At 41.5% G+C, this 20599-nt stretch carries 23 protein-coding genes, 1 other RNA gene and 1 other annotated feature; of the genes, 5 read left to right on the forward strand and 19 right to left on the reverse strand.

Features of this window, described 5'->3' with window-relative positions:
- Positions 1-26: 26 nt before the first annotated feature.
- A complete protein-coding gene (locus CS931_RS06100) occupies positions 27-278 on the reverse strand; it encodes an IreB family regulatory phosphoprotein (RefSeq protein WP_099204884.1) in 252 nt (83 codons plus the stop codon).
- Between the two features lie 203 nt (positions 279-481).
- On the opposite strand from CS931_RS06100, the gene CS931_RS06105 reads away from it, so the two are divergent.
- The 3 genes from CS931_RS06105 to CS931_RS06115 all read left to right on the forward strand — a co-directional run bounded on the left by CS931_RS06105 (position 482) and on the right by CS931_RS06115 (position 1877).
- Positions 482-841, forward strand: a complete 360-nt coding sequence (locus tag CS931_RS06105; RefSeq protein WP_099204885.1) for a sulfite exporter TauE/SafE family protein — start codon at positions 482-484, stop codon at positions 839-841.
- On the forward strand, positions 831-1223 hold the full coding sequence (locus tag CS931_RS06110) for a sulfite exporter TauE/SafE family protein (protein WP_159459750.1): 393 nt from the start codon (positions 831-833) through the stop codon (positions 1221-1223). Before CS931_RS06105 ends, CS931_RS06110 begins: the two co-directional genes overlap by 11 nt.
- 126 nt (positions 1224-1349) lie before the next feature.
- Complete coding sequence (locus CS931_RS06115) at positions 1350-1877, forward strand: manganese efflux pump MntP (RefSeq protein ID WP_370738186.1); 528 nt, start codon at positions 1350-1352, stop codon at positions 1875-1877.
- 173 nt (positions 1878-2050) lie between these two features.
- Here the strand turns inward: CS931_RS06115 and ilvD are convergent, their stop codons facing one another.
- The 15 genes from ilvD to CS931_RS06190 all read right to left on the reverse strand — a co-directional run bounded on the left by ilvD (position 2051) and on the right by CS931_RS06190 (position 16326).
- The gene (ilvD, locus tag CS931_RS06120; RefSeq protein ID WP_099204888.1) at positions 2051-3715 is read right to left on the reverse strand and encodes a dihydroxy-acid dehydratase; all 1665 of its coding nucleotides are present in this window, start codon (positions 3713-3715) and stop codon (positions 2051-2053) included.
- A 232-nt stretch (positions 3716-3947) separates the two neighbouring features.
- The gene (gene ilvC, locus CS931_RS06125; protein WP_099204889.1) at positions 3948-4949 is read right to left on the reverse strand and encodes a ketol-acid reductoisomerase; all 1002 of its coding nucleotides are present in this window, start codon (positions 4947-4949) and stop codon (positions 3948-3950) included.
- An 84-nt stretch (positions 4950-5033) separates the two neighbouring features.
- Entirely contained in the window at positions 5034-5537 is a 504-nt protein-coding gene (gene ilvN, locus CS931_RS06130; RefSeq protein ID WP_099204890.1) for an acetolactate synthase small subunit, read from the reverse strand.
- Between the two features lie 19 nt (positions 5538-5556).
- Complete coding sequence (gene ilvB, locus CS931_RS06135; protein WP_099204891.1) at positions 5557-7218, reverse strand: biosynthetic-type acetolactate synthase large subunit; 1662 nt, start codon at positions 7216-7218, stop codon at positions 5557-5559.
- A gap of 140 nt (positions 7219-7358) precedes the next feature.
- Positions 7359-7636 (reverse strand) — a binding site (T-box leader).
- 161 nt (positions 7637-7797) lie between these two features.
- Positions 7798-7989, reverse strand: a complete 192-nt coding sequence (locus tag CS931_RS06140; protein ID WP_099204892.1) for a hypothetical protein — start codon at positions 7987-7989, stop codon at positions 7798-7800.
- Between the two features lie 48 nt (positions 7990-8037).
- Positions 8038-8463, reverse strand: coding sequence for an aspartate carbamoyltransferase regulatory subunit (locus tag CS931_RS06145; protein ID WP_099204893.1), 426 nt, complete (start codon positions 8461-8463; stop codon positions 8038-8040).
- Complete coding sequence (gene pyrB, locus CS931_RS06150) at positions 8457-9398, reverse strand: aspartate carbamoyltransferase (RefSeq protein WP_099204894.1); 942 nt, start codon at positions 9396-9398, stop codon at positions 8457-8459. The genes CS931_RS06145 and pyrB overlap by 7 nt, the downstream gene beginning before the upstream one ends.
- A gap of 133 nt (positions 9399-9531) precedes the next feature.
- Positions 9532-10269 carry a YebC/PmpR family DNA-binding transcriptional regulator gene (locus tag CS931_RS06155; protein WP_099204895.1) on the reverse strand — a complete coding sequence of 246 codons (738 nt, stop codon included), beginning with the start codon at positions 10267-10269 and terminating at the stop codon, positions 9532-9534.
- A gap of 38 nt (positions 10270-10307) precedes the next feature.
- Positions 10308-10898 carry a flavodoxin family protein gene (locus tag CS931_RS06160; RefSeq protein WP_099204896.1) on the reverse strand — a complete coding sequence of 197 codons (591 nt, stop codon included), beginning with the start codon at positions 10896-10898 and terminating at the stop codon, positions 10308-10310.
- 144 nt (positions 10899-11042) lie between these two features.
- Complete coding sequence (locus tag CS931_RS06165) at positions 11043-12311, reverse strand: methionine gamma-lyase family protein (protein ID WP_099204897.1); 1269 nt, start codon at positions 12309-12311, stop codon at positions 11043-11045.
- Positions 12312-12368: 57 nt separating this feature from the next.
- The gene (locus CS931_RS06170) at positions 12369-13103 is read right to left on the reverse strand and encodes a GNAT family N-acetyltransferase (RefSeq protein WP_099204898.1); all 735 of its coding nucleotides are present in this window, start codon (positions 13101-13103) and stop codon (positions 12369-12371) included.
- 63 nt (positions 13104-13166) lie between these two features.
- The gene (secG, locus tag CS931_RS06175; RefSeq protein ID WP_099204899.1) at positions 13167-13415 is read right to left on the reverse strand and encodes a preprotein translocase subunit SecG; all 249 of its coding nucleotides are present in this window, start codon (positions 13413-13415) and stop codon (positions 13167-13169) included.
- Positions 13416-13739: 324 nt separating this feature from the next.
- Positions 13740-14657 carry a sugar phosphate nucleotidyltransferase gene (locus CS931_RS06180; RefSeq protein WP_099205137.1) on the reverse strand — a complete coding sequence of 306 codons (918 nt, stop codon included), beginning with the start codon at positions 14655-14657 and terminating at the stop codon, positions 13740-13742.
- Between the two features lie 23 nt (positions 14658-14680).
- The gene (locus CS931_RS06185) at positions 14681-15853 is read right to left on the reverse strand and encodes an LCP family protein (protein ID WP_099204900.1); all 1173 of its coding nucleotides are present in this window, start codon (positions 15851-15853) and stop codon (positions 14681-14683) included.
- Positions 15854-15855: 2 nt separating this feature from the next.
- Positions 15856-16326 carry a GtrA family protein gene (locus CS931_RS06190; protein WP_242964913.1) on the reverse strand — a complete coding sequence of 157 codons (471 nt, stop codon included), beginning with the start codon at positions 16324-16326 and terminating at the stop codon, positions 15856-15858.
- Positions 16327-16688: 362 nt separating this feature from the next.
- On the opposite strand from CS931_RS06190, the gene CS931_RS06195 reads away from it, so the two are divergent.
- Together CS931_RS06195 and ssrS are read left to right on the forward strand one after the other, a co-directional pair.
- Positions 16689-16985 carry a DUF1292 domain-containing protein gene (locus CS931_RS06195; protein ID WP_099204901.1) on the forward strand — a complete coding sequence of 99 codons (297 nt, stop codon included), beginning with the start codon at positions 16689-16691 and terminating at the stop codon, positions 16983-16985.
- A 118-nt stretch (positions 16986-17103) separates the two neighbouring features.
- Positions 17104-17308, forward strand: a non-coding RNA gene (gene ssrS / locus CS931_RS06200) — 6S RNA.
- Between the two features lie 142 nt (positions 17309-17450).
- On the opposite strand, the gene CS931_RS06205 is transcribed toward ssrS, so the two are convergent.
- From CS931_RS06205 to CS931_RS06215, 3 genes are read right to left on the reverse strand one after another with little or no spacing between them, the layout of a single operon-like run.
- The gene (locus tag CS931_RS06205) at positions 17451-18110 is read right to left on the reverse strand and encodes a DUF6320 domain-containing protein (protein WP_099204902.1); all 660 of its coding nucleotides are present in this window, start codon (positions 18108-18110) and stop codon (positions 17451-17453) included.
- A 28-nt stretch (positions 18111-18138) separates the two neighbouring features.
- Positions 18139-19410 carry a hypothetical protein gene (locus CS931_RS06210; RefSeq protein WP_099204903.1) on the reverse strand — a complete coding sequence of 424 codons (1272 nt, stop codon included), beginning with the start codon at positions 19408-19410 and terminating at the stop codon, positions 18139-18141.
- Positions 19407-20339 carry an alpha/beta hydrolase gene (locus tag CS931_RS06215; RefSeq protein ID WP_099204904.1) on the reverse strand — a complete coding sequence of 311 codons (933 nt, stop codon included), beginning with the start codon at positions 20337-20339 and terminating at the stop codon, positions 19407-19409. Before CS931_RS06215 ends, CS931_RS06210 begins: the two co-directional genes overlap by 4 nt.
- Between the last annotated feature and the right edge of the window lie 260 nt (positions 20340-20599).

Raw genomic sequence — 20599 nt, forward strand, 5'->3', positions numbered from 1 at the left:
CAAAAAATCACCATACTTTCCAAATTTTATTCGCCCAAATAAGAGCGTACCATTGCTCGGAGGAGTTCATCTCGATCAACTCTGCGGATTAAACTTCTGGCGTTGTTATGGGTAGTGATGTAAGTTGGGTCTTCTGACAAAATATAACCTACAATCTGACTAATGGGGTTATACCCTTTTTCTTTCAACGCATCATATACCGTGAGCAATATTTTCTTCATGTCTGCTTCTTTTACTTCATCTATAGAAAAGGTAATCGTATTAAAATCCTGTGACATACAAGTGACACCTCCAAAACATCATTCTTACAGTTTTGCCATTCTTTCTATTCAATCATACATGAATTCAGCCTATAATTCAAGTCTTTTCGCTGAAAACTGTGTTGCACTTGATTTTTACTTTTTAAAAACATAAACGCTCAAAGCGAATATTCTACCTATTCCCGTAAAATCTAATTTTTATTAAGCCTAAGGAGAAGATAATGAAGAATAAGGTAAAATCTGTCATTACAGGCGCATTAGCAGGCCTTGCCAATGGCTTTTTTGGAGCAGGAGGAGGTCTTTTTTTGGTACCTCTGCTCACTCGCTGGATTAAAATTGATGAGAGAAAAGCTTTCGCTACTTCTGTTGGCATTATTCTTCCCCTGTCTATTATTTCTGCAATTATGTATTTTATGAAAGGTTCCATCAATTTATTATCGGCACTTCCTTTTTTGATTGGAGGTACGGTAGGCGGTATTATTTCAGGTCACTTATTCAAAAAAGTACCCATACATGCTCTTCGCAAAATTTTTGCTCTGCTTATTCTATATGGAGGGATACGGGCTTTATTTGGATTCTAGCCCTAAAAAAACGATGTGGTGGATTGACGTTCTTATCGGCACAGCAACCGGTATCCTTTCGGGATTCGGTATTGGCGGCGGCACATTGCTCATCCTCTGGCTAACTCTATTTGCAGGACTAAATCAATTACAGGCGGGAGGTATTAATCTTCTCTACTTTGTTTTTTCTGCTGTCCCTGCTCTTATATCACATGCAAAAAACAAACTCATAGATAAAAAAATCTTAATTTTCTGCATTATTGGCGGTATCCCCTCCTGTATCATTGCCTCTCTAATTGCTTCTCAATTAGATGTCACTTGGCTGAGAAAAGGTTTTGGCGTTCTCCTTTTGTTCATTGGGATAAAAGAATTATTTTCTCCCAAACAGGACACAAAAAAATAAGCCAAACGACAAACTTTCATTGACAATTTTTCCACAAAAGAGTATCCTGATAATTACGCCATCTTAAAGCAAGGGGAGAATATTTTGGGATTTATTGAACTGTTTTTGATTGCTATCGGACTTTCTATGGACGCTTTTGCCGTTGCTATCTGCAAGGGTTTGACTATGAAAGAAGCCACCGCTAAAAAAGCGATCACCGTTGGCCTTTATTTTGGGATTTTTCAAGCTCTCATGCCGTTAATCGGATATTTAGTTGGTATGCAGTTTGAAACGCAAATCAAAAGTATTGACCATTGGATTGCTTTCTTTTTACTTGCCGTTATCGGTGTAAACATGATTATCGGTTCCTTTAAAAAGGAAGAAGAGAGTTGTGGTTGTGAAAATTTACGGGCAAAAGAAATGCTGCCGCTTGCTCTTGCCACCAGCATCGATGCTTTAGCTGTTGGTGTTACCCTTGCTTTTCTCAGCACAGATATTGTGCCAGCCGTTAGTTTTATTGGTATCACTACCTTTTCTTTGTCGGTTATCGGCGTCAAGGTTGGTCATCTTGTAGGCGCAAAATTTAAGTCAAAAGCAGAATTCTTTGGCGGAGTTGTTTTAGTCATAATAGGCGTCAAAATTCTATTGGAGCATTTGGGAGTGCTAGCCTTTTAATCTAGGCTATCTAGGCAAGAATAGCTTTGCTCACAACAATGACTTGCAACAGTATGATTATAAACTTGTTAAACCATAAAACTTCTACATAAATAAGGACATCGCCTATAACAAGTGGCGATGTCCTTATTTATTCTTCTTAAGGCAACTCTTTCAAATTTGAGTGACAGCTATTAATCTAGCACCGCGCCTTTATCAGCACTGGTCACCAGCTTGGCATAACGCTTTAACCAACCCTCTGTCACTTTTGGTTGAAATTCAGGTTGAACAGCACGTCTTGCCGCAAATTCTTCTTCTGAAACTTTTGCATTAAGCTTGTTCTTGAGAATATCAATCTCAATGATATCGCCTTCTTGCAGCAACCCAATTTCGCCACCGACTGCGGCTTCAGGACTGGCATGGCCGATAGAGGCACCGCGAGAAGCTCCCGAAAAACGTCCGTCTGTCACAAGTGCAACGTCTTTATCCAAACGCATACCAGCAAGTGCAGAGGTCGGGTTCAACATTTCACGCATACCAGGTCCACCTTTTGGGCCTTCATAGCGAATGACTACGACATCACCCTTATTGATTTCACCGCCATAAATTGCCGCAATTGCTTCCGATTCGTCATCATATACTCTTGCCGGACCTGTGTGCACCAACATTTCAGGTGCAACTGCACTCTTTTTGACAACTGCACCTTTTTTGGCTATGTTGCCCCAAAGCACAGCAATGCCGCCGCTCTCTGAATATGGGTTGTCAATCGGACGCAAAACCTCGGGGTTTTTATTTCTTGCGTTGGCGATATTTTCGCCTACTGTTTTGCCTGTGGCTGTCATCAGCGTAGTGTCAATTTTGCCTTTTTTAGCAAGTTCTGCCATAACAGCGGGAATACCGCCAGCGGCATCTAAATCTTCGATATGGTCAGGACCTGCCGGAGCAAGGTGACACAAGTTCGGCACATGGGGGTTCATATTGTTGATATCTTCAAGCGTTAGCTTAACACCTGCTTCGTTAGCAATTGCCAATAAATGCAGCACACTATTGGTACTACAACCCAAAGCCATATCACAGGCCATCGCATTTTGAATCGCTTTGTCGGTCAGAATATCTCGAATGCGAATATTATTTTCGACAAGGTTCATAATCTGCATACCGGCTTTTTTGGCAAGCATAATACGCTGTGCCTTGACAGCCGGAATGGTTCCGTTGCCGGGCAGTGCAATGCCAAGTGCTTCTGACAAGCAGTTCATACTGTTAGCCGTATACATACCGGCACAAGAACCGCAGCCGGGACAGCAGCCCATTTCAAATTCTTCAAACTCTGCCTCGTCCATCAAATTTGCTTTATAAGAGCCAACTGCCTCAAACATCTGCGACAAGCTGACTTCTCTTTCACCGACCTTACCGGCCATCATAGGACCACCGCTGATAACAACGGCAGGCACATTCATTCTTGCTGCTCCCATAATCATGCCCGGTACGATTTTATCACAGTTTGGAATGAGCACCAAACCATCAAACCCGTGACTGCGTGTCATAGTTTCAACACTGTCTGCAATCAATTCACGGCTCGGCAGTGAATATTTCATGCCGATATGCCCCATCGCAATACCGTCACAAACACCGATAGACGGCACCAAAATTGGTGTACCGCCAGCAATGCGAACACCCGCTTTTACGGCTTCGGCAATCTTATCCAAATGGATATGCCCCGGCACAACCTCACTATACGCACTGACAACACCAATCAATGGTCTGTCCAGTTCTTCATTTGTATATCCCATTGCATGAAAAAGCGAGCGGTTCGGCGCGCGCTCCACGCCCTCAGTTACATTTTTACTATTCCATTTCATAGCAGGATTCATCTCCTTTTTGTTCTTGTCAGCAATTTCAAATACCGTGGTTGAGCCGACAACGATTAGGATTTTTAGTTTTTATCTCGTAGGCTTACTCTTAATGAGTGCTAACCCTTTTTTATTCTAGCAAAGAAATGCTACTTTTTCATTCCTCTTTAGAATAAGAAAAGAACAGAACCGCAAAAGCGGCACTGTTCTCTTTTACCGCCTGAATTTTTCAGCCGTTCTCTTATTTCTTATCTTTCAGCCAGCTCATCATGCTGCGCAGTTCTCCACCCACTTTTTCAAGCTGATGTTCAGACTCTACACGGCGTTTGGCAAGGAAGTGTGCTTTTTTGCCTGCGCCAAATTCCTGAATGAACTCGCTTGCAAAAGTGCCGTCCTGAATTTCTTTGATGGTTTGTTTCATCGCTGCACGGCTCTCTTTTGTAATGACTCTTTCGCCTGTGCGATAGTCGCCGTATTCAGCTGTATTAGAGATTGAATATCTCATGTAATCAAATCCACCCTCGTTGATTAAGTCAACAATGAGCTTCATTTCGTGGATACACTCAAAATATGCCATCTCTGGTTCGTAACCAGCTTCAACCAAAGTTTCAAAGCCAGCTTTCATCAACTCGGTCACACCGCCACAAAGAACAGCTTGCTCACCAAACAAGTCTGTTTCGGTTTCTTCTTTGAAAGAAGTCTCCAAAATTCCTGCACGGCCAGCGCCGATTCCGGAAGCGTAGGCAAGCGCATAATCTCTGGCTCTGCCAGTTTCGTCCTGATGAATAGCGATAAGGCTAGGCACACCTGCACCACGAACATATTCGCTACGAACAGTATGACCAGGTCCTTTAGGAGCAACCATGATAACGTCTACACCCTTAGGAGCAGCAATTTGGTTGTAATGAATGTTAAAGCCATGAGCAAACATCAACACATTGCCTTCAACTAGATTTGGCTTAATGGATTCTTCATAAATGGAAGGAGCAAGTTCGTCCGGAACAAGCATCATTACAAGGTCACCGACTTTAGCAGCTTCAGCAGGCTCCATAACGGTAAGACCGGCTGCTTTTGCTTTGGCAGCACTGGCAGAATCACTGCGCAGACCGACAACAACATTAACACCGCTTTCGTTCAGGTTTTGGGCGTGAGCATGACCTTGGCTTCCAAAGCCGATAATGGACACGGTTTTATTGTCAAGCATTCCTAGATTGCAATCTTTGTCATAATATTTCTTAATCATGGTTTAGTACCCCTTTCTAATTTAAAACGTCTTTTTTCTGTATGTAAATCAGGGAGATTCCCCCTAATTTAGTCTATTTTATTTTTAGATCTTTTCGAGCACCCGACTGCCTCTTGCCATGGTTGTAACACCGGTTCGGCACATCTCAATCACTTCATACTCATTGATAACGGTTAAGAACGCATCAATTTTAGAAGGCTTTCCGGTCAACTCCACCACCATGCTATCCACAGAGAGGTCTACTACATTGGCTTTGAAAATATCCGATACGCTGGTAACGACATTGCGCATCTTTTCTCCTGCCTTAATCTTCACCAAGAGCAACTCACGCTGAATACTGTCATCGGGATCCATGGCTTCTACGCACTGCACTTCAATCAATTTGCCTGTCTGACTCAAAATTTGATGCAGTGTATTTTTATCCCCTGTTGTTGTAATGGTAATGCGAGAAATTTTCTCATCGTTGGTTGCCGAAACAGTCAGCGAATCGATATTGAAGCCTTTTCGGGCAAACAAGCTTGAAACTCTCGCCAATACGCCTGAATGGTTATCTACAAGCATAGACACCACTTGTCGGTTTTGATCCATTGTTTTTCCTCCTTTCTGCTTATCCCATGATAATGTTTTCGACTGTGCCGCCATTTGGAATCATCGGCAGCACCTGTTCATCTCTACCAATCGGGCATTCAATCCAAACTGGGCCGTCAACCTCCAGTGCCTCTTGCAGAACCTTCTTGAATTCTGCAATGGTCTCGGCACGATAACCCTTTGCGCCAAAACCCTCTGCTGTCTTAACATAGTCAGTTGCACGAGAAAGTGTGGTGTTTGAATATCTGTCATCATAAAAACTGTGCTGCCACTGACGAACCATACCAAGCACATCATTGTTAATAACAACTGTTACAACAGGAATTTTATAGCTGACAGCCGTTGCTACTTCATTCATATTCATATGGAAAGAACCGTCACCTGTGATATGAACCACTTTACGCTGGGGCTGTGCTACCTTTGCGCCAATGGCTGCGCCATATCCGAATCCCATGGTTCCCAAACCGCCGCTTGTCAAAAAGCTTCTCGGTCTGGTACGGCAGCAATATTGCACCGCCCACATTTGATGCTGTCCCACATCCGTTGCCATAATGCCGTCTTCACCAACTGCCTCGGTAATAGCGCCAATAATTTGGTGAGGTTTCAGCTTAGTTTCGCTGTCAACTTCTTGATAATCGGCCTTTTTCCATTCGTCAATCTGGTGAATCCAATTCGGGTGTTTTGTGTCATCTAACATAGGAATCAATTTTTGCAGCACCTGCTTGATATCGCCAATGACCGAATAATCTACTTTCACGTTCTTATTCACTTCACTGGGGTCGATATCAATCTGCACAAATTTTGCATTTCTGCCGAATTTTCCTGGGTTCAATGCCACACGGTCGGAGAAACGAAATCCTACTGCTATAATCAAGTCGGCTTGATCAAGCGCTTTGTTGCCCGAAAATCTGCCATGCATGCCCACCATGCCGATATTCAGCGGGTCATTCCAACTCAAAACCCCTGTGCCCATAATCGAATGCACCGCCGGAATGTCCATTTTGTGCACCAATTCATACATTTCAGCATTTGCTTCGCTGCCTACCACACCGCCGCCAAAGCAAATTAACGGTTGTCTGCTGCTATCAATGTATTCAACCACTTTTTTCAAAGCATCTTTGTTATCAAAAGGTTTTTTCTTCTCTTCGAATTTCTTACCACTGTGAAATTCGCCCTCATTAATGGTAGCATCTTTTGTAATATCAATTAGCACAGGGCCTTTTCTGCCGCTGCCGGCAATACGAAATGCTTCTCGCAGTGTCTCTGCTAGATCATTTACATCCTGTACAAAAAAGTTGTGTTTGGTAATCGGCATCGTAATGCCCATGGTATATACTTCTTGAAAGCTATCTTTGCCAATCAGCGAGCTTGCCACGTTACCTGTAATCGCAACCATCGGAATGCTATCCATATAGGCTGTTGCAATGCCGGTAACAAGGTTTGTCATGCCGGGGCCGCTAGTCGCCAAAACAACTCCGGTTTTCCCCGTTGCTCTTGCGTAGCCATCTGCGGCATGGGCTGCGCCCTGCTCATGTGCTGTGATATAATGCTTGATTTTGTCTCGATGATCATACAAAGCGTCGTAAATCGGCAGAACAGCTCCGCCTGGATACCCAAAAATCGTGTCTACGCCTTGCTCCATCAGAATTTTGCAAATTATTTCTGCACCTGAAACTCTCATAATGCTGCCTCCTTTTCTTCGGAGATTTTTGAAGCAACCACTTCAAAAACAACCTAATTTTCATTTTCTTTTGCCAATATGCTATATTTGTTATTTATAATTGATGGTAAACAAAAAACCCCTGTCTCTTATAAATTTATATAAGAGACAGAGGTAAAAACTCTGCGGTACCACTCTTTTTGCTATGGCATTACACCATAACCACTTAGCAATATCTATCTTTCTCTACACCCGGGGTATAAAAGATAATATCGGGCACTGTAACATAGTGCCAGTCGACCGCGCCTACACAAACTTTCGTCCTTCAGGCGGCTGCTCCAGGGAGAGACTTCATCATGCGCTGCCGTACTGCCTCTCACCACCCGGCAGCTCTCTGAAACATTACACGCAGACTACTATTTCCCTTCATCACATTTCGCTTTATTAAATTAAAATTTATTATACATAATTAAATCTAGTCTGTCAACATCAAAAAACAGATTCCCTGTTTTTACTATAAATTGTCCTTGCCTGTCAAACAATACTTTGTTTTTGTTTGCCTTTTAAAGAATCAAGGATAAATAAATTAAAAAAATTGTTTTATTTCACTTTTTTAGTTTCTTGCCTAGCACGATTAATTACGGTCATCTCATCTTCCTTTTGAATCACCTTGAGAGTATCTTGGCGATTCATAACATGCAACATGATGGTAAGACCCAACTGCAAGATTGTGATAATCCCTAAAAACAGTTTTGGCCAGACAGGTTCTTTTCTTTTAGGATACTTTCTCATAGCAATGACCTCCTTTTTGAGAAATTTATTTTCTGTTCTGCCACTGCGTCATTCTTGGGTCAACTCTTCTTCACAATATTGGCAGCGATAGCGATGATCTTCCGCACTGCACAAATAAAAAACCTGTTCAATTGAGGCTTCAATACTAGTAATACAACGTGGATTTTTACAAGAAACGATATTGACAAGCTTGTCCGGTAAATCAAGCTTTTTCTTCTCCACAAGCTGGCCATTTTGAATGGTGCAAACAGTGGCTCTGTTATCAATAAATCCCAGCACATCTAAATTGACACCTGTGATACTATCTATCTTTATAATGTCCTTTTTTCCGTATTTATTACTTTTTACATTTTTAATAATTGCCACACCAGAATCTAATTTATCGAGCTCTAGCAGCTCATAAATGCGCATTCCCTTGCCCGCTGTGATATGGTCAATCACAATTCCATTCGTGATACTATCGATATTTAGCATAAAGAATCCTCCAAAATCTCGTTTTCGATGCCCAGCAAAGAGAGAATCAGCGCCATGCGTACATAGACACCATTCTGCGCTTGTTTGAAATAGACAGCACGAGGGTCTTTATCTACTTCTACTGCAATTTCATTTACTCTTGGCAGCGGATGCATTACCATGAGAGAATCTTTTCCCAGTGCCATTTTTTTGTGATCGAGAATGTAGGAATCTTTCAATCTCACATAATCTTCTTCATTAAAGAAACGTTCTTTCTGCACTCTGGTCATATAGAGAACATCTAGCTCACCGATAACATCTTCCATAGAAGAAACTTCTCGATAAGGGAATCCTGACGGTTTTACCACTTCTTCAATGATATAGTCAGGAAGTGTTAATTCTTTGGGAGAAATAAATATAAATCGTACATTTTGATAGCGTACAAGTGACTGAATTAGCGAATGCACTGTTCTTCCGAATCGCAAATCACCACAAAGGCCAATGGTAATGCCGTCAATCGATCCTCTGCCTTTTTGAATCGTCAACAGGTCGGTTAATGTTTGCGTGGGGTGTTGATGCCCGCCGTCGCCGGCATTGACAATTGGAACGGAAGCAAACTTGGCTGCCACGGCAGGCGCGCCCTCTTTATAGTGCCTCATCGCCACAATATCGGCATAACAAGAAATCATGCGAGCCGTGTCAGCCACGCTTTCCCCTTTAGAAGCCGAGCTGCTTTGCGCCGATGAAAATCCCAGAACTTGTCCGCCCAAGCGCATCATTGCTGATTCGAAGCTTAGTCTGGTACGTGTGCTGGGTTCATAGAACAGGGTCGCCAAAATCTTACCGGCACATGTATGAGAATACTTCTCTATATTCTGCGAAATATCCTCTGCTAACTTTATTACCTTATCTGTTTCTTCTTTTGTGAAATCAAGTGGGTTGATTAAATGCCGCATATATACCTCCGTTTTCAGAACACTTCGTATAAAAGAAACCCTATCGGACATTTTATCTGCCGACAGGGTTTTCTTTGTTTTCATTTGGATGGACTCATTGAAAAGAAAACCCAATTTTGTTTAAGTGTTAAACTCAATCTTCCTCAGGCATCTCCCAGTTGTGCCAGACGTTTTGGACATCGTCGTTGTCCTCAAGCATATCCAACATTCTCTGCATTTTTTTACTGACTTCTTCATCTTCTATTTTCGTGTAGGTATCCGGCACCATTTCTACTTCTGCTGAAATAAATGAATACCCTTTGGCCTCTAAATCATCACGAACACCGCTGAAGTCTTCCGGTTCAGTAGTGATTTCAAATACATCCTCATCAGCGGCAAAATCAGAAGCGCCTGCCTCAAGTGCATCATTCATCAGCTTTTCTTCATCTATGCCATCGCCTTCCACAACGATAACACCTTTTTTAGCAAACATAAACGATACACAGCCTGTCGCACCTAAATTACCATTGTTTTTATCAAAAGCATGGCGAACCTCACCCGCTGTTCGGTTTCGGTTGTCTGTCAACGCTTCTACAATAACAGCCACACCAGAAGGACCATATCCCTCATACGTACATTCTTCATAGCTGTTTGAATCACTGTCACCGGCAGCTTTCTTGATAATTCGCTCAATGTTTTCATTGGGAACGTTCGCTGCCTTGGCTTTGGCAATGCAGTCTTTCAAACGAGAGTTTGACGCAGGGTCAGCACTGCCGCCTTCTTTTACCGCTACAGCCAATTCACGTCCAATTTTTGTGAATATCTTAGCCTTGGCGCCGTCTGTCTTTTCTTTTTTTCTTTTTATGTTGCTCCATTTCGAATGCCCTGACATCGTAAAACTCCTTATATTAAAATATTATAGTAATCATATCACGGTCGCCCCAGTATTTCAAGCGCAAGTTCATGTGCTTTTTTCTGAGCAAACGCCCTGTCTTCTGCCTTGTTTCGGTCTGTACCGCTCCAAACCGCACAACCACTTAGCTCTGTGTTCATCACGCCAAATGCCATTTCGAGTTGACGAATGGTGACTTCAATGGCGGTTTCTTGTTCAGAACCCATCGTTAGCAGCAAAACTGCTTTTCGGCTTTTCTTAATCGACTGTTCAATTCCCAGTGAAAATCGAGCTTCAAAATAGCGCTGCATTCGATCTAAAACAGCTTTAAACGGTGACGGAAACGAATCAAAATACACGGGAGAAGCTACGACGAATAAATCACTTTGCCGAAACGCTTTATCAAAATCGTTTAAATCGTCAAACACGCATTGTTCTTTTTTAGCGCAAGCCCGGCAGCCAACACAAGGCTTTGCCCGCATTTCATAGGTGTTCATCTCGGTAATTTTCCAGTCTTTATCCTGTTCAAAAGGCTGCAAAAAACTGTTTAGAAGTGTACGGGTATTTTGTTGTGAGTTTGGTGAAGCAAACATCACCAGCAAATTTTTCTTTCTGTTTAGTAATCCCATTGTTTTTCATTCATCCTTTCCCGCAAACTCAACTGTCTGGGGTAATCTGATATCCGATAAATTCACCACATAATTGCTGTAAAAACCCAATGTGACAAGCCCACATTTACCAAGTGCTAAATTTCTAAACACACCTGTTTTATCCTATAAATGGAGCAAATTCTGGCTATGCATTTCCTGTGCCGCTAACAGCACACCCAATTGGCCGCTATGATAGTTCAGACCGCCCTGCATCCAAACTGCATACGGTTCACGCAGCGGTGCATCTGCAGAAAGCTCTACCGAAGCACCAAGCGTAAAGGCGCCTGCCGCCATAATCACGTCGCTATCATAACCAGGCATAGGGGCTGGTTCAGGCACAACGAAAGAATCAATCGGTGCTCCCTTTTGAATCCCCCTGCAAAAAGCAATCAGTGCCTCCGGCTTTTGCAGTAAAATGGCTTGAATAATGTCTGCTCTCGGCTCATCATAACGAGGGGTGACCTCATAGCCCATGAGCGTAAACAGTGCTGACGCAAAAATAGCCGTCTTCATGGCTTCTCCCGTTACATGAGGCGCGTGAAAAAGTCCCATAAAAAGCTCGCGCTTGGTATTTAGAGTACAGCCAATTTCGCGGCCTGTTCCCGGCGTTGTCAAGCGATAGGCACACTGCTCAATGAGTTCTTTTTTACCGGCAAGATATCCGCCTGTGGGCGCAATACCTCCGCCGATATTTTTAATCAACGAACCTGCCATTAAATCGGCGCCATAGGTAGTTGGCTCTGTGGTCTGTGAGAATTCTCCATAGCAGTTATCCACCATCACAATTGCATTCGGTGCATTCTTCTTAGCAATGGCTATTATTTTGGCAATCTCCTCCACGCTAAGAGACGGGCGAAGACTGTATCCCCTAGAACGCTGTAAATAAATCATACGGTACTTCGGAGAAATAGTTTGCTTCATCGCTTCATAGTCGAGCGTGCCGTCAGAACATAAATCAACCTGTTCATAAGAAACCCCAAACTCTTTCAATGAACCACTAGATGGCTTGCCGATTCCTATGACGCCATGAATCGTATCATATGGCATTCCGGTGACAGAAAGCATCGTGTCTCCGGGTCGTAAAATACCAAAAAGCGCTACCGTCAACGCATGTGTTCCGCTGACAAAATTATGGCGCACCAAGGCATCTTCTGCATCTAGCGCAAATGCCATGACTTCATCCAGTACGTCCCGTCCTCTATCGCCGTATCCATACCCTGTGCTGTCTGCAAAATGACTTTCGCTAACACCCGCTTTAGCAAAAGCTGCCAACATCTTTTGCTGCGTATACCGCTGAATTTCTTCCGTTTTGCGATAATAAGGTGCTGCCATTTCTTCTGCTTGATTTGAAAGTTCTTTCAATCTATCATCTATTGTAAAATATTCATACATGAACTTAGATTTCCTTTCTACTTTGCTTTTTAAAATAGGATACGCGACCCATCATCGCTATTCAACAGGCGCATTTACCCACGTATCGGCTTTATGATACCCAAGCTGTTTATAAAATTCCTCGTGCAGTCCTTTTTCTTTAAATATGTAAATCGTTTTACCGCCCAAAGCAGCTTCGGCCTGTTTTATTAATTCACTGGCGATTCCTTTTCTTCGAAAGGATTCTTTTACCGCTACTGCCGACAAAATGGCTGCTGTGTCTGTAATGGATGAAACCACTGCACAACCTACCAGCTGGCTTTCTTGATATTCGGTCACTACAAGTGCCGCTTCATGCCGTAATCGGTGAGATAAATCCATATAAAAAGCTTCAAAGTCGGTTTCCATACCACATTCTTCGAGTAAAAAATAGATTTCACGAATATTGACTTCACTGGTGTCTACAAAAGCACCGCTCTCAAATTCTAGCTTTTTTTGCAGAACATCACCTTGATGCTGCATGGGCATAGAAAGTTTTTCAGCCCCTCGCAAGGCACACATAATTTCTTTGGCGCCGACCATTTTAAGAAACATATTTGTCTCTTCTGCATTTTTGGGTGTGCCGCTGATAATCATAACATCATCTACCAAACAATACACAGCATTGGAATCTTGTTCCTTCCAAAAGCACGAAAACTTCTTGTCAAATCCATAGGCCGTAGCAATAGAAGCAATTTTACAGCCAAATGCCGACTTTTGGCACAGCTCCAAAAGTTTCTTTCTTTGTTCTTCTCTTTCTGCAACCTGAATCATTTTATCCCCCTTAGATTACACAAAAAAAGCCTCGCAAAAGCGAGGCGCAAAACCCAAAACAACTTATTTTGCAAAAAAAGCAACCGCATTGATAATAATGACTAACACAACAAAACCAACCGCAATTACTTTGGTCCAACGTGATAGAAAAGCGTTAGCCGACCTTGCTTTATTTTTAGAAAGGAACGTATCTGCACCGCCAGTTACCACACCCACGTTTTTCTGATTGCCTTCTTGCAGCAAAATAACAATAATCACCAAAACAGAAAAAAGAATCAATATAGAGCCTAAAACAATATTAAGAACTGACATGACAGCACCTCATCCATCTTTTAATACTTCTTTAATAATCAAAAAATATTTTACCACAAACTCTGTACGTTTGCAAGAAAAAATTTCTTTTTTATCGTTTGCATAAACCGCAAAGAAGTCGGTCATAATACTAACAGCAACAGGGATTAAGCGTTTGCAGCTTGAAGCATTTCTTTCATAGCGAGAATAGGATTTTACTATAAAATTTCTTTTCTATGCTTATTACAGTGCTTTCAAGACCAGTTGCTCGCCTTTTGGTTAACTTATTCGACCCCTTGGTTGATGTAGATAATCAAGGGGTGTTTTTTTGCCCTTTTATAACCGTTAAGACCAGAGCGGCGACGGATAGATTCCTTCTTGTGCCAGTTTTGCTAACGCTGCCATCACCATTTCTTTGTCTTCTTTATAGGTCACACCATACCATTTATCTTGAGAAGTCAGAACTTCTACTTTTGCCTTACCCTTTTGCAGCAAAGCATTTACCACAAAAGGAAGATAAAATTCTGCTTTCAGAGGGTTGCCCTTCACTTCTTCAAGCAAAAACCGTGCAAAGTCTTTTTCAAGTTCGGCAAAAAATTGGTTGGTAAATCCCCACATATTCATCGAAACCGGTGCATTCTCGGGCAAATCGTGCCATATTTTGCCCTCGTCTTCTGTGTAGGCAATCGCATTTTCTCTTTGCTCAATTCGGGTGCGCTCCACAATGTTTTTTAGCAATCCGCCTTCTGTTTCACATACACCGCGAGAAACAGAGCCGTTTTCTGTCACTGTGTTTTTAAGCTGAAAGCCAACCATGGCACAAGGCAAAATCTCTGTTTCCTCTGCCTGTGTCAAAAATTGATAAATTTTCTCAAACGCTTCTCGGCCATAAAAATCGTCGGCATTAATGACCGCAAAAGGGCCTTCAATGCACTCTTTACCCATCAATGCTGCATGCCCTGTTCCCCAAGGTTTCACCCGTTCTTCAGGAACATTAAAACCAGCAGGAACTTTCTCGAGCGTCTGAAAAACAAATTCAATTTGCATATGTTTGCCGGCTTTTGGCAAAATCACATCTTGGAAGTCCTTCAAGTTTTCTTCTTTGATTACAAAAACAGCTTTTTTAAATCCAGCTCTGGCAGCATCAAAAAGCGAATAGTCAATAATAATTTCACCGTTCTGCCCTACAGGGTCAATCTGCTTTAAACCACCGTAGCGGCTGCCAAGTCCGGCTGCCATAATCAATAAAACAGGTTCTTTCATCATAAAATGCTCCTTTTCATGCATTACTCATCTACTTCTGTACTGCTACCATAATAAGTGTCATAATAGGGAGAATCTTGCTCATAGATAAAGGCATCGATTAAATGAGACGCATCCTCTAAATCATACAAAATAACTGACATATCATCTATATATGGATCATCATATCCCGTAATTTCATTAGGTATTGTCATGCGCTCCATTGTGAAACCTGAAAGTGCCACTTGTGCAAGGGGCAACACATCACCGGGGTCTAAACTAGTCTCGCAGAGCGGCATCATTTGCTTAATCATACTTGGATATTCTGCTTTACTCATTGTCATTACTCTTTGGAACATCGCCTCAAGCACATTTTGCTGACGACCCACACGGCCAAAGTCACTATCTAAATAACGAATTCTTGAATACGCAACTGCCTGATGCCCTGAAAGATGCAGGAGCCCCGCTTCTGTCACTTCGTCATCCGAATCAATCCCTAATTCGGGCTGCTCAATTGCCAAGCCTCTCAAGTTATCATTCATATATGAAATTTCATCTTCTCTTATTTCAACGTCTACACCGCCGACTGCATCAATTAATTCTGCGAGTCTGCCAAAATTGACGGTGACATAATCCATAATGTCCATGTTGTAGTTTTGGTTGAGCGTCTTAATGGCAAGCTCATAACCGCCCCAAGAATAAGCCGCATTAATTTTGTAAGAACCGTTGCCTTCAATTGGAACATAAGAGTCACGCAAAACCGAGGTTAATTTGATTTTATTATGCTTCATATCAACTGACATAATGATAATCGCATCGGAGTTTCCCGTAAAGCTATTGCCACGTGAATCCACACCAAATAAAGCAATATTTTTAATGCTATTATCAGAAATGACGTCTGACGCAATACCAAGCTCTGCGGGATCTTTTGTCAAAGAAGTGGTATTCAAATCACCGAGCAGATACGTTGACACATAAATCAATCCTGCGCCCAAGACAATCAGCAGCGAGAAAATAACAGCCAAGATAATCTCAATTGCTTTTCTGCCTGCACTTTTCTTTTTTCTAGGGCCTTTCTGACCTTGTGAAGAATAAGAAGAAACATCTTCAAAACTGCCTTTGGCTCCATATCCCTGTGGCACTGCCTGTGCTCTTTTATTGGTCTGATATTCGTAGTTATCATCATATCGATTATGTCTGTTTTCATTCCGACTCATTTTTAACCTCCGTTTTGCTTTGCTTCATCATCATGAGCAAGCTGCGTTTTCGTCTTTTTAAATACAAACAGCTTACTAAATACATAATTTAGAACAATCACCAACACATTGCAAAGCAACTTCATAATATCAAAATTATATCCCATGTTGTCTACAAAAAGAGTCATTAGCACAACCTCTATAATGCCTGAAGAAAGTCTAGCCCCTACAAAAGCTGCCAGTTCTTTCAAAACCTCTTTTTTGCCGCTTTTTTTACTGCGGAATACCCAAATACGATTCGTTACATAAGCAAAAAGGACTGAAATTGCCCATGCGATACTTACTGATGGCCAAGATTTTTCTACACCAATTTGCAAAAACCACGCATTGGCTGCCAATGCCGTAATGTAATTTACCGCTGTCGTTAAAACACCGAAAAACAAATAGGAAATCGGTTCACGATATTGACAGATGATTTTCTTTATCCTATTCACAGCATATCCTTTCCCGCATATTATCAACTAAACTCAGCATGAGCCAAAGAACAAGCCTAAGTTTTAGCTATTAACTCAAATATTATAATGCAACTCTCGTCGAATTTCAAGGTTAGCTTGCTAAATCGGCCTATAAAGCTGAAATTTATGATTTCTGTAAGATTTCGTTAATATCAGTTCATTTTTATTTTTGGCAACTAAATGTAAGGTTTTTCCCATTTTTCAATAAAATATAGGTGATTATCCACTTATTCTCTCACAAGTGTTCTCTTGACTTGCGTGCCTATTTTGTGTACAATAACGGTATAAAAGAGCATAGCTTTCTCGGCTGTGTCGTTATAATACTGAAAGGATCGATTAACATGACAGATGAATTCGAAGCAGATTTGCTAACCTTGCTTGACGACGACGGTGCCGAACACGAATTTGAAATCATTGATGAACTAGAAAATGACGACGGTCATTTTATTGCCCTTGTTCCCACTCATCAAGATGCCGATGATTTGGCTGCTGACGCTGAAACCTATTATATTTTTGAAATTGTTGATGTAGATGGCGAAGAAGAACTGCAAGAAGTTGAAGATGATGATTTGCTGAATAAATTGGCTGATGTTTTTGAAAACCGCTTTAATGAGCTTTATTTCGAAGACGAGAACTAACAATAGCATGTAAAATTTACCGGCAGGAATTTTTATAGACATTGCGGAAAAACTTTTAGAGTAGACTCATTGTCTCTATTCTAGTATGATGACACATCGTCAAAATATCCTGCTCAGGCTTTTCCTACCTTTCACGCGGACTGTGCAAAAATAACCCTACAATCTTATTCTCGGGAATCCGCCTCTGTTTGTGGACTGCAGACCTCCCAAGGCATGCTAGACATGTTTTTGGAAGAAGGGAGCGAGAAACAATCAGGAGGATACCCACCTGCTTTTCAAGTAGCAGGTTATTGAGAAGCACATTACGGTTAGGCGGGAATTTATTTGAACAAAACAGCCCTCTGTTTGCGGAGTACCGCGGCAGGGGGCTTTCTGCATTCTTTCATAAAACGATTTTAATTAAACTTGCTGTCGATGGAAAAACTTCGCCTAACCATGTTTTATTCTATGTTAAATCTTCTGCTTTTATGGGGATAGCCTTCTTTTAAGTTCTTCCCACATGCTTTCTCCTTTAAAAACCGCCAAGGCCGCCAAAGACATTACGCTGCCTGCCACACAAATGACGGTTGGGTATCGTACCGACACAGAATCAGTGATATAGAAAATTAACGGCACAATGCCAAATAAAGCATTGACAACTACAGAAATCATATAATATTCCACTCTCCACCGCAAAACTCGTGAGAGTACAGACAAGCTGGCAAGACCTACCAGGCATAAAATAGGGACTACATAATCTATGCTCCAACCGCTCCAGCCTACAACAAAATCCCATAGCGTGCAAATTAGAGAGATAACAACCACCTGATAGAAAATCCATTTCGGCATATTTTTTCGTTTTCGTACAGCAAGCGTTAAGACAATCCATAAACAAGCCGCACCGGCAACCCAAAAAATTGACCACCAACCTGCATCTCGCCACATCAGATTTACTGCCACGGCTACTACAACCACGGCAATAGAGATAAAAATGAGTATTCTAAACAAAAAATGAAATTCTTGATAGACGGTTGGCACCAAAGGGAAAACTTCTTCTGAATCTTCTCCGCTAAGCTTACCTTGACATAACGGGCAAAATTCACGCTTGCCTTTTACCGTTACTCCACATTTGGAACAAGTCTTCATATCTGTCCCCCTTCTTTATAAACCACGATTAGTTCCCTTCTTCCAAAGGGCTAGAAACAATTTCAATGGGTAAATTCATTGCTGTCAGTTTGCGAAAAAAACATTTTTGGATATCTGCGCTAACAAAGCCATCTGTGAAACTCATCACCAAATTGTTTCCATAAGAGCATAAACAAATTTGTATCTTTTTCGTACTTGCCATAACATCAAACAAACGAATATGTTTTTGATATACTTCGGGCATTGTCACTTTACCAATATTTGATAAGGAAGCTGTGACCGATCGATCGGCAATTTTATATCCAAGATTCATAAAAAAGTTCTTTAAAGTCAGCGGAATAATGCGAATAGCTGGATTTTTTTCAATCGCAATCATGTTGTTCATTTTTTCTCTGATACAGTCTGAGCAAAGTTTTTCTGCCATCTGTTTTTTAATGCTGGTTAAGACGTCTTCAAAGTTCACTTCTTCACCCTTGAATCGATAAAAAACATTGACTACACTGAAAAAGTTACGAGAAGATTCTGAAGGAAAGTAACTTCGCAGATTTACCGGAATAGAGATACCAATTGGTTTTTTTCTCTCACGAACAGTCATATTGTCTGCAATAGAACAAATCAATAGGCTCACTAAAAAAGCAGTTAAGGTCGCATCATGCTGTTTTGCTAGCGCCAAAGCCTTGCCGGTGTCTGCAATCCCCTCAATCACTTTTAGGCGATTTTCTGACAGACGACCCCTTTTCAATTGATGAGTTATCGGACTTTTAGTTCGCTTGATTTTTTGGGGAACATAATACTTATCAAAACTATCGGCCATTCTCTCTGAATGCGAACCTTCATATTCTGAATCTGGAGGATTTTCGCCCAATTCATCTGCATGTGTCAGCATTAAATATTGGCAGACAAGTTCTCTTAAAAACAGCATGGCTCCTCTACCATCAGCCAATGCATGATAAATCTCAAAACTAATCCTGTTTCGATAGTAGAAAACGTCAAATAACAGGGCTGATTCATTTTTATCGTACAACTGTTGACAAATTGGTGTATGTTCTTCGTGCACTTTAGGCATTAGCTCTGTATCTTCTAAATAATACCAAAACAAGCCGTGTTTTAAGACAACTTGATAGCCTTTAAATATACTCAAAGTTTTGTCTAAAGCTTGCTGCAAAACTTCTTCTTGAATCTCCTCCCGCAGTTCACAGGCAAAACGGAAAACTTTTGAATCCATTTTATTGGTTGAAGGAGGAAAAATTTTAGCGGCGTTATCGAGTTTTATCCAATTTCTCCTTCTTTTGCGCTTCAATCGCTCACCCCATCTTTATCTAAAAAGTTTCGAATCAACTGGCAGGCCTTTTTGGCAGGTGTTCCTAACGTCATTGAGAAAAAACCGTGCAGGGCATTTTCCATACGATATTTTGTAACCTGACTACCTGCCGCACTGAGCTTGTCAGCATACATTTCACCTTCATCACATAAAGGATCGAATTCAGCCGTAATCACCAATGTTTTGGGCTGACAAGAAAAATCTTCTGCCAGTAAAGGCGCAAAATAAGGCTGTGTTCTATCACCTGTGCCCGCATAAAGCTCTATATATTCTTGTATGCGTTCTGCCGTAAGAATGTAGTCTTTCCCATTTCTGTGTACTGATTCAAAAGGAGAAGTAACTGTATAATCATTATATAAAGCTGGATAGAGTAAAATCTGTGACACTGGCGTAAACTCACCCGAATCACGAGCTTTCAAGCTGATAGCAGCGGCTAGGTTGCCTCCAGCGCTATCACCCATCAATATTAATTTTTCGGAAGAAACCCCAAATAGAAACTCAGCGTTCTGATAGAAATATCGGCTGACTGCATAACAGTCTGTAAGCCCTGCCGGAAAAGGATGTTCTGGCGCAAGTCGGTAATCTACCGCTGCCACACGGCAATTCAGTTGACGTGCTAGCATAATACAGACACGATTATAGCTGTCTACATTGCCCGAGACCCAGCCCCCGCCATGAAAGAACAAAATGACAGATTTGTCTTTCCAATTCTCAAGGGGATAATACATCCGAACAGGCACCACGTGCTCTTCACAGACTACGTCAAAGTCAGCTCCACTAAAAGTTGGGTCTAATCGATGAAATTTCCCGATTTTTGAAAGCTGCCGCTGTAATTTATAGATTCGCTGCACCTCCGGCTGATTTTCCGAAATCATCTTCAAGGCCGCTTCAATTGCTTTATTATGCATATCCAAAAGAGCCTCCCGGCAAAAGTGCCTTTTCTTAAAATTTATAGTAGAATCGATAGAGAAAGAATAAAGCTAACTTAGATTCAAGCTAGACTACTTCACCTTACTGTAAGAAAAAACAGCCGTTTTTCTTTCTCGACTTCGTGAAGTATTTCTGCTCTTTTTGCTAATTCTTTTTTCATTATATGGGATTCTTTGGGCTTTTTCAACTTTTTTTACTGGATTTTTACCTTTATTAAGGAGATTTAAGATTTCTGTAA

Source organism: Scatolibacter rhodanostii, assembly GCF_900197595.1.
In the GTDB taxonomy this organism is placed as follows: Bacteria; Bacillota; Clostridia; order Oscillospirales; family Acutalibacteraceae; genus Scatolibacter; species Scatolibacter rhodanostii.

Bases quoted from the DNA above. Each gene is read 5' to 3' on its own strand.
- CS931_RS06100 (WP_099204884.1), bottom strand. From the start codon at position 278: ATGTCACAGGATTTTAATACGATTACCTTTTCTATAGATGAAGTAAAA.
- CS931_RS06105 (WP_099204885.1), top strand. From the start codon at position 482: ATGAAGAATAAGGTAAAATCTGTCATTACAGGCGCATTAGCAGGCCTT.
- CS931_RS06115 (WP_370738186.1), top strand. From the start codon at position 1,350: ATGGACGCTTTTGCCGTTGCTATCTGCAAGGGTTTGACTATGAAAGAA.
- ilvD (WP_099204888.1), bottom strand. From the start codon at position 3,715: ATGAAATGGAATAGTAAAAATGTAACTGAGGGCGTGGAGCGCGCGCCG.
- ilvC (WP_099204889.1), bottom strand. From the start codon at position 4,949: ATGATTAAGAAATATTATGACAAAGATTGCAATCTAGGAATGCTTGAC.
- ilvN (WP_099204890.1), bottom strand. From the start codon at position 5,537: ATGGATCAAAACCGACAAGTGGTGTCTATGCTTGTAGATAACCATTCA.
- ilvB (WP_099204891.1), bottom strand. From the start codon at position 7,218: ATGAGAGTTTCAGGTGCAGAAATAATTTGCAAAATTCTGATGGAGCAA.
- CS931_RS06140 (WP_099204892.1), bottom strand. From the start codon at position 7,989: ATGAGAAAGTATCCTAAAAGAAAAGAACCTGTCTGGCCAAAACTGTTT.
- CS931_RS06145 (WP_099204893.1), bottom strand. From the start codon at position 8,463: ATGCTAAATATCGATAGTATCACGAATGGAATTGTGATTGACCATATC.
- pyrB (WP_099204894.1), bottom strand. From the start codon at position 9,398: ATGCGGCATTTAATCAACCCACTTGATTTCACAAAAGAAGAAACAGAT.
- CS931_RS06155 (WP_099204895.1), bottom strand. From the start codon at position 10,269: ATGTCAGGGCATTCGAAATGGAGCAACATAAAAAGAAAAAAAGAAAAG.
- CS931_RS06160 (WP_099204896.1), bottom strand. From the start codon at position 10,898: ATGGGATTACTAAACAGAAAGAAAAATTTGCTGGTGATGTTTGCTTCA.
- CS931_RS06165 (WP_099204897.1), bottom strand. From the start codon at position 12,311: ATGTATGAATATTTTACAATAGATGATAGATTGAAAGAACTTTCAAAT.
- CS931_RS06170 (WP_099204898.1), bottom strand. From the start codon at position 13,103: ATGATTCAGGTTGCAGAAAGAGAAGAACAAAGAAAGAAACTTTTGGAG.
- secG (WP_099204899.1), bottom strand. From the start codon at position 13,415: ATGTCAGTTCTTAATATTGTTTTAGGCTCTATATTGATTCTTTTTTCT.
- CS931_RS06180 (WP_099205137.1), bottom strand. From the start codon at position 14,657: ATGAAAGAACCTGTTTTATTGATTATGGCAGCCGGACTTGGCAGCCGC.
- CS931_RS06185 (WP_099204900.1), bottom strand. From the start codon at position 15,853: ATGAGTCGGAATGAAAACAGACATAATCGATATGATGATAACTACGAA.
- CS931_RS06195 (WP_099204901.1), top strand. From the start codon at position 16,689: ATGACAGATGAATTCGAAGCAGATTTGCTAACCTTGCTTGACGACGAC.
- CS931_RS06205 (WP_099204902.1), bottom strand. From the start codon at position 18,110: ATGAAGACTTGTTCCAAATGTGGAGTAACGGTAAAAGGCAAGCGTGAA.
- CS931_RS06215 (WP_099204904.1), bottom strand. From the start codon at position 20,339: ATGCATAATAAAGCAATTGAAGCGGCCTTGAAGATGATTTCGGAAAAT.